The sequence below is a fragment of the Arcicella lustrica genome (assembly GCF_034930985.1).
GTDB lineage: Bacteria > Bacteroidota > Bacteroidia > Cytophagales > Spirosomataceae > Arcicella > Arcicella lustrica.
The window spans coordinates 18,710-34,290 of sequence record NZ_JAYGIM010000010.1 but is presented as its reverse complement, the minus strand read 5'-3'; the positions used below and the strand labels follow the sequence as shown (position 1 = coordinate 34,290).

The following is a 15,581-nucleotide window of genomic DNA, read 5'->3' as shown; positions in this document are numbered from 1 at the left end:
ATTTAGCGAAAAGATACCTATTAAATCCTCTTCTCAATAATTGAGAAGAGGATTTTGGACATCAAAAAACAGCATTCTCTTTTCTTTTTATCAAAATGAATATAAAAAGCAGCTTCATATTACTATTCTTATTTTTGATATATTCAGCAATATCGAAGTCTCAAAAACTATCAAATAAATCGAATAATCAGATCGAACTCACTCAAAAAAGCATCAAAATACTCAAAAAAACTAAGGCTTCATTACAAGTGTTTTTCAATGCTAAAACGGATGATGATGAAAAAAATGCTTGGCGGCAGATTGCTTCTCATTTACTTGAAGGAGTAGTTTTTGAAAATGATTTAAATCCAAAAGGTTTTCTAAAAGATGATAGTAAAGATTTACCAATTGAAGAGTATTTACAATTGGTTCAAACAAGATATCCTAATGGCTTAAATTTTAATATTGATTTTAGTAAAGCGAGAATCTTTTTTAAGAAAAACAAAGAAATTTATGTGTATGCACATAAGTATATGCAAGGCGATTGGTATTTTGATGGTAAAAGAAAAACCTTCTTAAATAATTATCAATGGTGTAGAATAGCGTTAAGATTAAATGAAAAAGATAATAAAGATCAAAGAGAAATTAAAATTGCATACCTAGATAACGACCTAAGCGAATTTAATAAAGCAACAACCATTGAAGACTACACTAATAACCTTCAACAAAGAACTTTAGAGGATGTTGCCGAAAAATTAGCAGGAGAACTTAGTAAGGTTATTCCAAAATCTGAAACAGAAGAGATTAATATTGAAAAAACTTCATTTGAAGGAAAAAACATTGTGAATACTTTTTCTACAATGTTTACAGGTGAATTAAAAACGATGTTGAGACTTGCCCACCCAAGCCTAAAGATTACTTTACCTACTACAAGTCGTTCAATGAATAGAATTCTAAGTTTAAAAAGCGATTATAAAATAATTGGAAAATACTTAGAGATTAATGCCACACTTATCAATACAGAGGGAACAGAGATTATCAAAATTTCGGATAAAGTACCCATTAATAATGCTGAAAGCTGGTCAAAAGACATTATTCCACAAAAAGAGCATTTAGTTGAAGTAGAAAATATTAATAAAATCGTTAAAAACACTCCTGAAAACTATGACTCCAAACAATTACAATTTGATATAAGAACAAATAAAGGGAATCAGGCACAACGTTTTACAGAAGGAGAGAGTCTCTCTATTTTTATCATGGCTAATCGCCCTTGTAAAATAAGATTAGTTTACAGAGATGCTATAAATAATCTTTTGTTGATGAATAATAATGACATTGAAATAAAAGCTCAAGACATTAATAGACTCATAAAAATTCCAGAAGAATTTTTATGTTCAGCACCTTTTGGCATTGAGGCCTTGATCGGTTTCGCCACTACTGGTGATTTTGGAATATTACAGTCAGAAAAAAAACAAGGCATTACTTATATTTTAGATTCATTAGAAAAAATAAAGAGTAAATCTACTTCTGAAAAGACAGTAGAAAGAATTATTCAAATAACAACATATTCAAAATGATGTAACATTTCATGATGTGGCGGTATTCATATGTAAGAATTAAACAGAGGAACTCTACCTTTTTCTTAACATAGGTTTATGAAAACACATAAGAACAAAACACAGTCTAATGATATTCGCATTGGAGCTGAGATTTACCCAATTTCAGACATAGTAATGCTGGAAGCATCCATCAATTACACTTTCTTTTACTTAAATAATGGAAAAAAAATTATGTATGCCAAAACAATAAAGTCGTTTGAAGAACAATTTATCAGTCATGGCTTTTTAAGGGTACATCGAGCATATATTATCAATAGTGCTTACATGGAAAGATATTCAAGACATAAAAATTATATATTAATGCAAAATAACCTAAGAGCTAGTATCTCAAGAAGGAGAAAAGAATTCTTAGATTATTACTTATTCGATCAAAAATCATCTTTTCCACATATTTTTTAAGTATTTACTTCATTTCTCAAATAAACTATCATTGTTACATTGCTGAATTACAACCATTTATCAAAAAATTTATAATGACTTTACATGAAGAAGTAATATTAGCCTTAAAAAGTAATGATAAAACAGTTCAGACTAATGCTATTCATAACTTTAGAGCAATGTATAGTAAGCATCTGAAGAATCATGCTAAACAAAAGTATCTGTCTGATAATGAAGCAGAAAAAGAAATTGATAATGCCTTGAAAATGATATTATCTGCCATTATTGAGTATGACTATTTACCAAAAGAAGATGATTTAATAAAAAGGCTTAGAAAAACTGTATCATTAACGCATTATGAAAGTCGGTTAGCTGAAGAAATGCTCAAGTTCATTAATCAACAAGAAACAGATTACTTGAGCATTGAAAAAAAAATCCGTAAAATATTAAACCCTTTTTTACAATTATTTAACTCGACAGAAAACAACTACATACTCATCAATGTCGCTAACCAACCATTAATGACAGATTGGATAGCACAGCAAACATTTGATTATTACATCTATAGAACTTTAGGGAAAGATGAAAAAATTACTAGAAATAGACTAGCTAAATTTCATCATATTATTCATGAAACATATTTAATCTTTACAATTCGTTATTCTCAAAATGAATCAGCAAAGAAAAAAGCCGAAAACAAAATTAATGAGCTTTGCAGGCTATCTTTTGCAGAAAAGAGGAGTACTGACGATGACTTGTTTTCAGAAAGTATGGAATTACTTTTTAGTGAATTATCTCGAAAAGATTTTATTCTTAAAACAAGCATACAAAAGTATTGGCATGGAATCTTCAATACTTTATTAGATAAATCTAATAGAGAGAAAAGCAGTTCTAAAAGTATAAAACATTTAAAAGTACCTGCTGATAAATCATTTTGTTTAGAAGAAGTTTTTCTATTTATTCAAGATGGACTAGATGCCATTGAAAAAGTTCATGCTGGAAATGCTAGAAGGCTTTTATTAACTGGACGTAAATCTCATTTTATCAAACTCGTAATAGAGGCTATGCTTAGTGAAGCCTCAAGAGGTTTTTTGAATTCAGGCAAAAAATATAATTATAAAAATAAACAATCAGAAGCTCAACAACGACAAGATTGCAAAAAAGCCTTGATTGATTGGATGCAAAACGAAATCAATCATCCCGAAAGTACTTGGGCAAATGCTAAAGGGAAAGCTATATATCAATTTATCTGTAATGAAAACCCATAACTTCAAAGCAAAATATATTATATGCAAGAAGATAACTATAAAGTATTCGAAGAATACGTAAAGGGTGATTTAGATGTAAATCAACTGAAAAATTTCTTGAAAAAATTACAAGAAGACGACGGTTTTTATCAAGATTACCTAATTTGGACAAAGCTTGATAATTGGCTTGATGCAATTACTTATTTTGAAATAGAAAAAACGATTGATGAAATAACCATTAAAGAGAACACAAAGCCTATTATCCCATTGTTTCGCCTAAAATTCATTGAATTAGCAGCCTGTTTGATTTTTATGTTTTCCTTTAGCCTAATCATTTATAAACGCTTTTATGATTTAGATAAACTACAAGGTAGTTTTAGTTATCAAACAAAACTTTATGAAAATAGCTCAAACCCTTCTAAAGAGTCTCATAAATTTTCTACAAAAACCTTAGCATGGGAAGTTATCAAAGCATCTCAAAAGGATACCACTTATCAAATGGTTTATGAAGACGCCAACCTGCGTAAAATTGTACTCAAATTACCTAAAGTTGGTGTTGATTTTAATAAGAATGCCAAAATATATTTCGATGATACTACTAACAAATTTGTATTAACATTGGGGAAAAAGAAGTTCATACTCATCAAATCAAACAAATGGGAAAAGCTAACTGCTGAATTATAAAATTAAAAGAAGAAGATGTAACATTTTTAAATTAGCGGGAATAAATATATTGACAAAAGGGGTCATAATTGTTGAAAAAGCACACCTATTAAAAAATACCCCATCTATAAACATAGATGGGGTAAATAAAGAGTACATTTAGAGATAAACGACAGCATGTTTATGGACGGCCATTGCCAGTTGAAGCTGGAGGGTCATCACTCACCTTTTTTACAGTTGTTGAATCCGATAAAGTAACATTTTTAGCATTAGCTACTTTAGGCTGAATTACTGATTCGTCTTGGCAAGCAGATAACAAAAGTCCCAAAACAAAAATGCTTAATAACTTATACATGAGCTTAGGCGTGTTGGTGGATGTTTAGCGCAACACAACTCTACATGTATCTGAAATAACCTTTTTGATTTTAGTGCTTAATTTTAAAGGAAATAAATTGAACTAAAAGAGACGGTATATTCATAAAACCAATTTTATTTTTAATGATAATCGTTAATTTTCAACTTTCTCTCAGCTATCTTTAAGTACTGTTTTGTATCAAATAAATTTTCAAACAGCATATCCTTACCTTCCTATTTTTTAATATAAATAATTATGAATCAAAGATATAGCCCAAGTGATGTGGTTGATATACTGAGAAGTAATAACCACACAGAGATTAATAATGTGACTGTATTTTTATATCGCTCTTTTAAACCAATCATAGCATCACATATTTTTAAACAAGGTGGTAATTATGATGATGCTAAAGATATTTTTCAAGAAGTAATTATTATTTTTTTTCGTCAAGTACGACATTTAAAGTTTGAAGCAAAGTCTTTAAAGGAAATGGAAGGCTATTTCATACAAATCGCCAACAACAAATGGCTTAAAAAAAAAGAGGCTGATGGAAGGCGTTTCAGAAGAGAACAAGAATATTTGACTCAAAAAAACGTTTACACTCAGGAACCAATATCTAGTGCAATAATAGAAAACGAAGAAGAAAATAGTTTTCTTCCCAATATACTTGAACGATTAGGAGAACCTTGCCGAAGTATTCTGATGGCATATTATGGCGAGGACCTTTCAATTAAAGATATTGCACTACGTTTCAATTTAGGGAATCCAGATGCAGTAAAAGTTCGCAAATTTAGATGTTTAGAAAAACTTAAAACACTTCTACTTAAACCATGAATACACAAGATGATTACCAACGTTTAGAAACCATTGAGCAATATTTCAATGGCAGTTTATCAGTTGACGAAATGGCTAACTTTGAAAATGCCTTAAAGAATGATTTTGATTTTTCAAAAGAAGTATCCGATTATCAAAAATTAACAAATATGATAAAAGAGATAACAATTGAACAAAACATAATAGCAACTTTAGATAAATTAGAACAAGAAGAGCCTATAACTCCTTTAAAGAAAAAGGCTTCTTTCGTAACACTTTTCCCTTATTTAAGCGGTCTGGTTGCAGCTTGTTTAATTTTTGTATTGTATGCTTCATTCTCAGTTATTCAACTACCTGGTTCGGAAAATGACCTTACAATTGTTAGGGATGTAGATGTTTCTATTCTTTCTCCTGTAGAAAAAAAAGTATTTGATAGCTTTTATGCTGGACAAAGTTATTTAGCTGAAGGGCAGTTTCAAAAAGCTGTTCAAAGTTTTCAAGTTGTATTAAAGAATAATAATCTTCGCCCATACTTTAAAGAAGCGACTCAATGGCACTTGGTTTTGGCTTACTTAAAAAGTGGTCAAATACAAGAAGCCAATCATTTATATGATGAGTTAAGTTCTTGTAATGATTGTGTGTATCCAATTGGAAAAATCGATAAAGCTAAACTTTGGTGGCAAATTTTTTGGGCTAAAATTTTCTAGGCTTCTTGACGTATTTTTTGAATAAAAATATGATTAGGAGTAAAAAAACTGTTATTCCAACAAAAAGGTAAATACTTGAAAAGCTGTTCTCAACTATTGGGCTAATATTTCCTGTAATTGTTAGATTTGCCCAATAAAAAGGGTGATTTAATTCATTACCAAGAGGTTCATTTAAAAAATCTATTTTTGCCTTTTGTAAAGCAATGTCTTTCGTTACTCCCTCTTTAAGATAAGTATAAAATCTTGCAGTAATGAATTCACTCGAACGATCATGTGCTTGCCATTGAGCAGATAATACTGCTTTGCAACCTGCTTTATAAAAAGCATAACAAAGAGACATTACTCCTTCTTGAGGTTCAATATGTCCATTGCCACTATTGCATGAACCCAACATTAACAATTGACATTGCTTCATTGGTAAAGTCAAAATTTCATGAAAACCTAATTTCCAAGATGATGAAGATGGATTAAAATAAATGTATGAGTCTGCATACTTATTGGGGTCGGAAACGGAATGACACTTAAGATGGAATACATCATACTTATCCGAAAGCTGAATAAAATGATTTTTAGTTGCTTTAGCATCCCGTAAAACATCATTATTTTCTATTTTCGAACTCGCAGGCAAAGCCATTAGTGTGTCATCAGCAATAATTTGTTGCTTAGTAAAAGGGGCAATCGTTAAAAGCTTAGGTTTTGAATTAGTCTTTAACTCTTGTTTTAGTAGATAAGTAAGTGCATTATATTGATATGAAATGGCAAAATAGCGAACGAGATAATCATTTTTATTTTTCCCTAATTCTAATACTTCAAAAGGTAAATAATTTAAAATGCCATCTCTACTGATAATTAAGCATTTTGTTCCTACTAATACTTGTTCTATAGGATTTATTAAAATCTTATACAAAGCTACAGCCTCTGGACTTCCTTGGTAAGCAAATAAAGTAGGGTTTTCTCTTAATGAAAATATTAATTTTTGCGTTTGATGTATAAAGTTAGAGCCTATATCTAGTTTTTTAATGATTACTTTTTGATGATTAACAGCCAATACAAATACTTTAAAATCAGAGGTTATTGTATAACTGATATAGGCGCTTTCGGGACTTAAATTTGCTATAATTTCTTTTATTGATATATCAGCATTAGAGTATTGGCTATTACGATGTGGCATATACGACGCCAGTTTATTATTCAATTCATAAAGTTTTAACTCACTGTCTGTCAACAATTTTCGTAAACTATCCAAGCTTTTAGTATTAACTTTATTATCAAGCATAGCCTGTTTTAATCCAGCATTATAACGTAATTCTTTCTGTTCTTCATCTTGAATAGGCATTGCTTTGGTTGAAATTTTTACTTTATCAATTGCTATTTTATCATTTAGTGCTATGGCTTTTGTGCTTTCCATAATTCTCAAAAATAAATTAGCATTAGCAATGTTAGGCTGTAATTGGTAAAACTTATATCCTAAATGAATAGCTTTTTCAAACACTAGCTTATTATCTTGATTAAATCTCAATTTATCTTCTTGATAATCAATAGCTTTTCGATGCTTTTCTGCTAATAACACAGCTAAATAAAAACATCTAACACTCTTTTCAAGTATTTCCTCTTGGTGTTTGGTTGCGTAAAAATCACTCAAAATTTCACCTTTAAAAGCTAACAATTGAAATAGGCTTTTTTTATCTAAAATAGTTTGTGAAAGCAACGGGTTATCAGCTATAATATTACTATTAAATTCAAGCACAAGTGCCTGAAGTCCTTTTTGAACTTCCTGTAAAGCTTGTTGCTTTGCGCCTAAGGCATATAAATTCTTAGCTTTTTGTAAATGGGCTAAACTTAAATACTTATCTTTTTTAATTTTACTCTTCCAATAAAAATCAATTACTTTATCAAGATATAAATTACTTTTTTCAAATGACGTACTCAATGAATAACAAACTCCTAAATCAAATTTTATGAGCATTTTATCTCGTTCATTATGAACGAGAAGTTTCTCTTTAACAAGGAATTGATACATTGTTAAACCTTTTTGAAAAAAAACTTCCGCTTGGGCATATTCTTTTCTACGTAAGGCATTCCAACCCATTGATATGAGCGTTTGTAAACCATTATAATGCTTGGGTATTCCGATTTGTTGGATTTTTTGATATATCAAAAACGCATTTTGATAATCTCCCATCCAATCATAAGTATTGGCAAGATTATTCAGAAAAGGAAGTTCATATTGATTTAAGTGGTGTTCTTTACAAACCAATAAACCTTTTTGGATATAATGAATCGCCTGTGTATAATTTGCTTTACGAGCATAAAACATCCCTTGATGATCCCAATGATTGGCAACATAATTAGGAATTTCAACAGTTAAATTAGGGCTTTGTCTTAGTAAATTATTGGCTTTGCTAAAAAAATAATCCGTTGAATCACTTTTATACAAAGTAAAATAGTTCGTAGCTAGATTCAGATATACTTTAAAAATACATTTTTCATTAGACTTATTAATATTAGGCAAAAGCTGGAGAACTTCTCTACCTACTTTGATGGAGGCTTCATGTTGAGCAAGAGCATATAAAGATTCTAATTCATCTAGTTTTTTTTCTGCTAATTCCAAATTTTTATCCTTGGATAATCTCATTGAGATTCCATCTTGAATCAAGAAGAAATTTATTAAAAAGCCTAGTATAAAATATTTCATGTATAAAAAGCAAGGAGTGGTTAAGTAAAAGACATTATTTACATTCTGAATGTAAATATTACTTAGGAAAACACTATGTTAATATAAATAAATTATTTAGAATAATCAGACAAATAACCTCTTCAGATTAAAAAGAATTTGATAAACCAAGAAAAAGCCTTTTAGAAGAGAAAGAAGGAGAAATACTCTAAATCAGAATTTTTGAGTATGTAAATAGCTCAATTAGCCTGCATCAATGCGGCAAAAGCCAAAAACTTATTTTTCGGTCTGCTTCTTTTTTAAACGTCGTATTTTTTTTACAAACGCTTTAATTTTTGAGCTAAACTGTAAACGTATATTCTTTGTAGTTAATAGAAACACTTGGATTGGACTTACTTAAAAAAGTTAATTATTTATTTATTCCTATATTTATGACTCAATGTTATGCAATTAGGTCATCAAAGAAAAATTTAACCGTTGAAAAGCATCGTTAATCTTTTCAGCGTTTATCCCACAACACACAACTAACATATTATCAAATAGATTAATATTCCGTTTTGCAATTTCATTGTACCCAGAAAGAAACAAAACTCATCAATTCCTTGATTCAAGATTAATATATTGAAGAACTTACTTATTAATAACCTATAAAATTACAAACACTTGGCACAATCTATTAAAATCAAGCAGCCTCTTCACTCGGACTTATATGATGCAATTAAGAACGGGGAAACATGGGCTTTTGAGTATTTAGAAAAAATACTCTATTCTGGGCATTTATTCGAATTAAAAGGAGACTCAAATACTGCGTTTGATCTTTATCATGATGTAATTATTGAACTTTATATTCGAGTAACTGAAGGTAAAATAGAAAAACTAAATAATGATAATTCAGCGATGATTATTGCATGGGCCAAAAGGCATCTCGACTGGAAGAGAAGAGATTATTGGAAAAGTTGTGGTTATAAAGATGTTAGCCGACTTGATAACGTTACTGAACTTTTTGGCGTTGTTCAATCAGAAGCTGAGAGCATTTTATATTATCAGCAAGTTATTACATTGATAGATGGAATGCCAAGTAAATGCAGGGACTTACTTACTGATAAATTAATAAACGATTTGGAATGGAAAAAAATATATCAAAAATACCCTAATGACAACGAAGGAAGCTTGAGAGTACTTTTCAGCAATTGTTTAAAAATATTAAGAGACCAATTAGATGAATAGACATTTTTTACTTTGTGCTTGTTAAATAATTTTAAAAATATCATTTTTCTTTAGTTAAAAGGTTGGTAGCTTTACACTAAAATTTATATCAAATGAATATTACTAGTGAAGATACATTGAGGCTTATCAACCATTTAAGTGGAGATGAAACAGAACAAGAGAAGACCGCAATCATTGAAGAATTAAATTCAAACCCAAATCTTCTCCGTGAATATGAAAAACTTCAAAAACTACGTACTGCTCTAAAAGCCTCTATAATAAGTAAAAAACTAAAAGTAATACACGAAACTACCCAAAAAGAAGAATCAGGACAAACAGATTGATTTGTTTGCAAATTCCTTTTTCTATTAAATATACCTTCTTTACATTTTTTCTTTCTTAAAAATTACAAAATAGACTACTATTCTATTTAGTGATGGCATGAACCATTAATTTCTCCCATCATGAAAAAAAATATATCAATTGCTACTTTTCTCAGTTTAGCGGTATCTTATTGCTATTTTTCTGACTGTCATTTTTGCTTTTTTAACCCTTCGAATCTAAGGTTTATACAACCTTAGATAATTTTAATCCTTGTGTTTTAATCGTTTTTTATAAAAGCTAAATCAACATATTCAGGATGGAAAATCATGGGCAAAAATCAGTTTTTTATAAAATTTTAGCACTATTAGCCATAGCTTTCGTAGTTATTATTTATAGAATAAAGGCTAAGAACTGGGATGTCAGCCAATATAAAGATATACACTTAAATTCAGATACGCTGTATATTGGTTCTACTGAAGAATATGTTGATCATGAAATGTTACTATTCCGTTTTCAGCGGTATTATAAGGCTAAAATCAACACAGAAAAATATAAAAGTAGGACTCTGAAAGAACTATACCGACTCCTAAAAGACGATAAAATTAATTGTTTAGTTATTTCGGCAACCAATATGGATACATCATCTATCGTTTGGAGTGAGCCTTACGCAATAGACAATATTGGAAAAAATGGACTAAGGATCGGTTTGCCTAAGACAAAGCATAATCAATTTCTAATTAAGCAATTCAATCATTTATGAGGAAAATATACTTTACTCTTCTTTTACATCTCTTTGTATTTTCAGTGTTTTCACAAAAAATACACATTATTGGTTTGATAGATTATCAAAGTGATGAAAGAGTGTATGGAAATAAATATATAAAAAATCAGCTCATTGAGTTAGAAAACATCTTTAGAAATACAGATTATGAGGTAGATACTATCTTTTTCTTAAAAGAAGAACTGGCTGATACAAATTTTGTAATCCGCAAAATTAAAAATTTACAAGTAAATCAAAATGATGCCATTTTCTGCTACGTAGCCGCTCATGGTTATAACAAAAATAATGAATTGTATCCTACTGTAAGACTAGGGACAACGAATCAATCGGACATTTATTTGGGAAGTTTAAAGCAACTTCTAACACAAAAACAAGTTCGGCTTTATGTTCTTTTGAATGAATCCTGCAATGTACTTTATAAAACTCAACAGCTTTTTAGTAGGAATACTCCACGGACAAATCTTAATAAAAAGACAATAAAGGCATTGTTCAATGATTCAAAAGGGTCATTTGTTATGATGTCTTGTAATGTTAGTCAACGTTCAATCATTACTGATGAAGGAGGAATTTTTGGTCAATGTTTTTTTAATACATTAAATGAACAGTTTTATTCAGAGCTACCGCATTGGGAAGTAATTGCTCAAAAAACGGCACAATTAACCCCTAAAAAAGTACTAGAAAATGATGCCAGTTTTATACAAAATCCAGTTTATGAAAACAATATTCAATACGTTGAATCTAATAAAACTCAAGAAGAAATTGAAAAACAGATAGTTATTGATGTTAGTACTAATACTTATCGAATTGATGATTTTGAAATTGAGATAAAAACCGATAAGGGTCGAAACGATATAGTTTATTACAAAAGTGATACAATAAGATATTGGTTTAAAACGACTAAACCCTGTTTTTTAAGACTAATTGATATTTGGCCAGATAATCGTATCTGTTTGTTATTAGATAATTACGAAGTAAAACCTGAAGAGGTTTCAAAATGGGTTGAAATAAAAATTGCAAAAGGCAAATCTATTATCTGTGTTGCTCCTTTTGGAGTAGATTATTTAATGTCTTTTGCTTCTACACAACCTTTTTGCAAACTAAACCTTATGATATACAAGGGTACAAAATTTGTCAAAGAAGATTTGAAGGATGTCTTGAGTTGTTCCAGGAACTCACCTAATAATATTGTTTTAGAAGATAAATTATTAATTACCACAAAAGATCGGCTATCAATCGCCAAACCTAAATAAATTGTATTTAACTAATAAATAATTACTAAGATGATTGCTCTATTTTTTAATAAAATACTCAAGCTATCCTTTTTTTTAACCTCTAAAAAGAAAGCGGTACTTTCATTCCTTTTCTTGGTTTTTGCATTACAAACATCAATAGCACAAAATAGGTCGTTTAGCCCAAATCCGACAGGCGAACGAAGAATTGCTCTCGTTATTGGGAACAAAGATTATACTGGTGTTTCAAAGCTTAGAAACCCTATCAATGATGCTATTGATATGACAAACTCCTTGAAAAGGCTAGGCTTTGAAGTATTTACTTTAAAAAATGTTGATTATAGAACTTTTATAGATTCTTTAAACATCTTCACTTCTCAACTTAGGAGTAGCGATGTAGTTTTGTTCTATTACTCGGGGCATGGTGTAAGTTATAACAACGTTAATTACTTATTGCCAACTGATACCAAAATTCGTTGCCTAGAACAAATTGAATCTTCTGGTATTTCACTCAATCGTATCTTAGTAGATATTGCTTCAAAAAGTGTAAAAAACAGCTTCGTCTTTCTTGATGCTTGTAGAGATTTTCCACATTTAATGAGTTGTGATGCCAGTAAAAGAAACATTACTGCTCCGACAGGGCTTGTACGTCCTACCAATAATCCACAAGGAAGTATGGTTGTTTACGCTACTCGAGAAGGCAGTACAGCCGATGATAATATCAACGAGCGAAATGGAATGTTTACAGGGACACTTCTAAAGTATATTGAGATACCTAATATTGGTATCAGAAGTATTTTAGATAGCACAACAGCTGGAGTAAGAACAAAAACAAATTATCGTCAATCACCTGGCCGTTATGATGAACTAGAAGGAGATTTTTATTTCCTAAAAACAAGGACAGTCATCAGCTATGATGATGTAAATAAGTCTATTCAAGAAGGAGAAGCCGCTTTTGAACAAAAACAATATGATGATGCCTTCAGATACTATTTTCCACATAAAGAACATACCCTTTTTAAATCACTTAATCAAGGACAGCTTGGTTTTATGTACGACATGGGTTTTGGTGTACGCCAAGATTATTCTGAGGCGATGAAATGGTATCTTAAAGCTGCTGAAAAAGGTGATGCACGTGCTGAATATAATCTTGGCATCTTTTATGAAAGAGGATTAAGTAATCGTCAAGACTATAAAAAAGCCGCAGAATGGTATCTTAAAGCCGCAGAGCATCATTTAGCAGATGCTCAGTTTAACCTAGGTTTTTTATGTGAAAAAGGATTGGGAGTAGCACAAAACTACCGGGAAGCTACCGAATGGTATCGTAAAGCGGCCGAACAAGGAGATGCCGATGCACAAGTAAACTTAGGCTTTATCTATGAAACTGCTCAAGGACTTCCACAAGACCTCAAAGAAGCAGTAAAATGGTATAAAAAGGCTTCTGACCAAGGTGATGCTGAAGGTTCATATAATTTTGCTAGATTGGCTAGCAATTCTTTATCAAGCCAAGATTTAATCAATATCTACACTCAAGCAGCAAAACAAGGGCACATTGAGGCACAGTTAAATTTAGGATACATTTATGAAACAAGTAAAGGGACTCTTCAAAATACTTCACAAGCAATTAATTGGTATCAAAAAGCAGCTAATCAAGGACATCCTGTGGCGCAATTTAATCTAGCAGTAATGTACGACGCAGCTAAAAATGGTTCAAATCAAAATTATGATGAAGCAATCAATTGGTATCAAAAAGCAGCTAAACAAGGGTTGCCATTGGCGTATTATAATTTAGGAATTATATATGAATACGGAAAAGGTGTATCTAAAAATAGCAGTTTAGCAAAAGACTACTATAAAAAAGCAGCTAAACTTGGAAATGATTCAGCACAAAAAGCCCTCGGACGTTTTGGGATAACTTGGTGAGTCTCATCAGGCATTTACAAAATTTCATTGCTTCAAAATTAAAATTTATTTAAAAACTTACTCATGAAAAAAGCGCTCTTTACCATATTTTTTGTTTCTTTAATATCCACAATCAATGCCCAATATACTGGAATATGGCAAACGAATAATAATGCTGGCGTCAGAGAAGCACAGATGAATCCATCTAGTATTTCAGACTCTAGGCTAGCTTGGCAAATTCACTTGGGATCAATGTATTGGGTCGGTACAGAGAATACGTTAAATAATCCTTGGGCATCCCCATCATCTACCACTGTTGATGTTGGCGAAAAAAAGTGGAGAACTAATTATGAAGATTGGGCTGGACCAGGTTTGATGATACAACTTTATAATAATCATGCCATCGTATTTGGTACTCGCCTTCGGACTTGGCAAAGTGAAAATGGAAATCTAAACCGTTTATTCGGAACAGACCCTATTAGTGTTGATACATTTCTTTTCAAGAATCAAACTTACAATACAGCCACAGTCAGAGATTACAGTTTAGGATATGCCTTACCAATATTCATCAGAAATCAGCATTTTTTGAAAATTGGTGCGACCATAAAATGGTACAGAACAACCAATAATCAAGCTTATAGCTTTGATGCTGATTCATCCAAAATAAACTTTACTGGACAAAGACTCTTTGGCGATATTGATCATAGCTATAATAATATTATGGCTCAGCATGATGGAACAGGTTTTGATTTAGGTCTAACCTATGAATTCAGACCTAATTATCAGCAATATCATTACAAAATGGATAAATATGACCGTTCTGATGTTGAAAAAAATAAGTATCGCTTGAAATTAGGACTTTCTCTCTTAGACTTGGGCAATTACAGAGTTAATAATGCTAAAAAATTACTAACTGGGAGTATTGCCAAAAGTAGTATTAACAGCAAAACATTTAATGGGCTTGCCTTAGACCCTATCACAGAAAGCTTTAATCCATATTTTAAAGATACTATTGTAGATAACCTTTCTGTTTTACCTTCTACCCTCATACTTCAAGCAGATGCTTATCTAGGAAAAACCTGGTATTTTAATTTGATGTACCGAAATGTGAAAAAGAGTAATAGTTACTCTCAACCATCTATGGTTTCTGCAGCTTTTAGAGCAGAATCTGGTGATGGAAGTTGGAGCATGCCAATTTCATATAACATTGACAATAAATCTATAGGTGTTGGTTTCCATGTACGTCTTGGCTCATTAATTTTCGGAACAGAAAATATCAATTTTCTTTTTGACCAGTCGAAAGGAATTAAGCCTACTTTCTATGTTGGAATATCAATATCAAAAAAAGCTAAACGAATTAAAGATAATGATAATGATGGTGTATCTAATCGCAAAGACAAATGCCCAGATAATCAAGGCTTAGTTGAATTTGACGGGTGTCCAGATAACGATAATGATGGCATACAGGATAAAGATGATGCTTGTCCAGATAAAGCAGGAACGATTAAAACACACGGGTGCCCTGATAGAGATGGTGATGGTATTCCTGATGATAGCGATAAATGTCCTGATCAAAAAGGACTTCCAAAATTCAATGGTTGTCCAGATTCTGATAACGACGGTATTCCTGATGAAAAAGATAATTGTCCCAACGAAGCAGGACCAAAAGAAAACAAGGGATGTCCTATTAAATAAGGAATATAA

14 protein-coding genes are annotated in these 15,581 nt (G+C 30.9%); 12 read left to right on the top strand and 2 right to left on the bottom strand.

Annotated features, from left to right (window positions below; genetic code table 11):
* The first annotated feature begins 95 nt into the window (after positions 1–95).
* The 4 genes from VB798_RS13700 to VB798_RS13685 all read left to right on the top strand — a co-directional run bounded on the left by VB798_RS13700 (position 96) and on the right by VB798_RS13685 (position 3,907).
* The gene (locus VB798_RS13700; RefSeq protein WP_323259219.1) at positions 96–1,556 is read left to right on the top strand and encodes a hypothetical protein; all 1,461 of its coding nucleotides are present in this window, start codon (positions 96–98) and stop codon (positions 1,554–1,556) included.
* Positions 1,557–1,634: 78 nt separating this feature from the next.
* Complete coding sequence (locus VB798_RS13695) at positions 1,635–1,997, top strand: LytR/AlgR family response regulator transcription factor (RefSeq protein ID WP_323259217.1); 363 nt, start codon at positions 1,635–1,637, stop codon at positions 1,995–1,997.
* A gap of 74 nt (positions 1,998–2,071) precedes the next feature.
* Positions 2,072–3,244, top strand: coding sequence for a hypothetical protein (locus VB798_RS13690; protein ID WP_323259215.1), 1,173 nt, complete (start codon positions 2,072–2,074; stop codon positions 3,242–3,244).
* Between the two features lie 21 nt (positions 3,245–3,265).
* Positions 3,266–3,907 carry a hypothetical protein gene (locus VB798_RS13685; RefSeq protein ID WP_323259213.1) on the top strand — a complete coding sequence of 214 codons (642 nt, stop codon included), beginning with the start codon at positions 3,266–3,268 and terminating at the stop codon, positions 3,905–3,907.
* Positions 3,908–4,067: 160 nt separating this feature from the next.
* Here the strand turns inward: VB798_RS13685 and VB798_RS13680 are convergent, their stop codons facing one another.
* Entirely contained in the window at positions 4,068–4,241 is a 174-nt protein-coding gene (locus tag VB798_RS13680) for a hypothetical protein (RefSeq protein WP_323259211.1), read from the bottom strand.
* Between the two features lie 255 nt (positions 4,242–4,496).
* On the opposite strand from VB798_RS13680, the gene VB798_RS13675 reads away from it, so the two are divergent.
* Together VB798_RS13675 and VB798_RS13670 are read left to right on the top strand one after the other, a co-directional pair.
* Positions 4,497–5,075, top strand: a complete 579-nt coding sequence (locus tag VB798_RS13675; protein WP_323259209.1) for an RNA polymerase sigma factor — start codon at positions 4,497–4,499, stop codon at positions 5,073–5,075.
* Positions 5,072–5,761, top strand: coding sequence for a tetratricopeptide repeat protein (locus VB798_RS13670; RefSeq protein WP_323259207.1), 690 nt, complete (start codon positions 5,072–5,074; stop codon positions 5,759–5,761). The genes VB798_RS13675 and VB798_RS13670 overlap by 4 nt, the downstream gene beginning before the upstream one ends.
* Here the strand turns inward: VB798_RS13670 and VB798_RS13665 are convergent.
* Complete coding sequence (locus VB798_RS13665) at positions 5,748–8,456, bottom strand: CHAT domain-containing protein (protein ID WP_323259205.1); 2,709 nt, start codon at positions 8,454–8,456, stop codon at positions 5,748–5,750. The genes VB798_RS13670 and VB798_RS13665 overlap by 14 nt on opposite strands.
* Positions 8,457–9,098: 642 nt before the next feature.
* Here VB798_RS13665 and VB798_RS13660 point away from each other — a divergent pair.
* The 6 genes from VB798_RS13660 (at position 9,099) to VB798_RS13635 (ending at position 15,572) form a co-directional block, all read left to right on the top strand.
* Positions 9,099–9,662 (top strand): hypothetical protein, encoded by a 564-nt coding sequence (locus VB798_RS13660; RefSeq protein ID WP_323259203.1) that lies wholly within the window; start codon positions 9,099–9,101, stop codon positions 9,660–9,662.
* 92 nt (positions 9,663–9,754) lie between these two features.
* The gene (locus tag VB798_RS13655; RefSeq protein ID WP_323259201.1) at positions 9,755–9,985 is read left to right on the top strand and encodes a hypothetical protein; all 231 of its coding nucleotides are present in this window, start codon (positions 9,755–9,757) and stop codon (positions 9,983–9,985) included.
* Between the two features lie 296 nt (positions 9,986–10,281).
* A complete protein-coding gene (locus VB798_RS13650) occupies positions 10,282–10,725 on the top strand; it encodes a hypothetical protein (protein ID WP_323259199.1) in 444 nt (147 codons plus the stop codon).
* On the top strand, positions 10,722–11,996 hold the full coding sequence (locus VB798_RS13645; protein WP_323259197.1) for a hypothetical protein: 1,275 nt from the start codon (positions 10,722–10,724) through the stop codon (positions 11,994–11,996). Before VB798_RS13650 ends, VB798_RS13645 begins: the two co-directional genes overlap by 4 nt.
* 30 nt (positions 11,997–12,026) lie before the next feature.
* Entirely contained in the window at positions 12,027–13,898 is a 1,872-nt protein-coding gene (locus VB798_RS13640; protein WP_323259195.1) for a caspase family protein, read from the top strand.
* A 63-nt stretch (positions 13,899–13,961) separates the two neighbouring features.
* Complete coding sequence (locus VB798_RS13635) at positions 13,962–15,572, top strand: thrombospondin type 3 repeat-containing protein (protein WP_323259193.1); 1,611 nt, start codon at positions 13,962–13,964, stop codon at positions 15,570–15,572.
* Positions 15,573–15,581 lie beyond the last annotated feature (9 nt).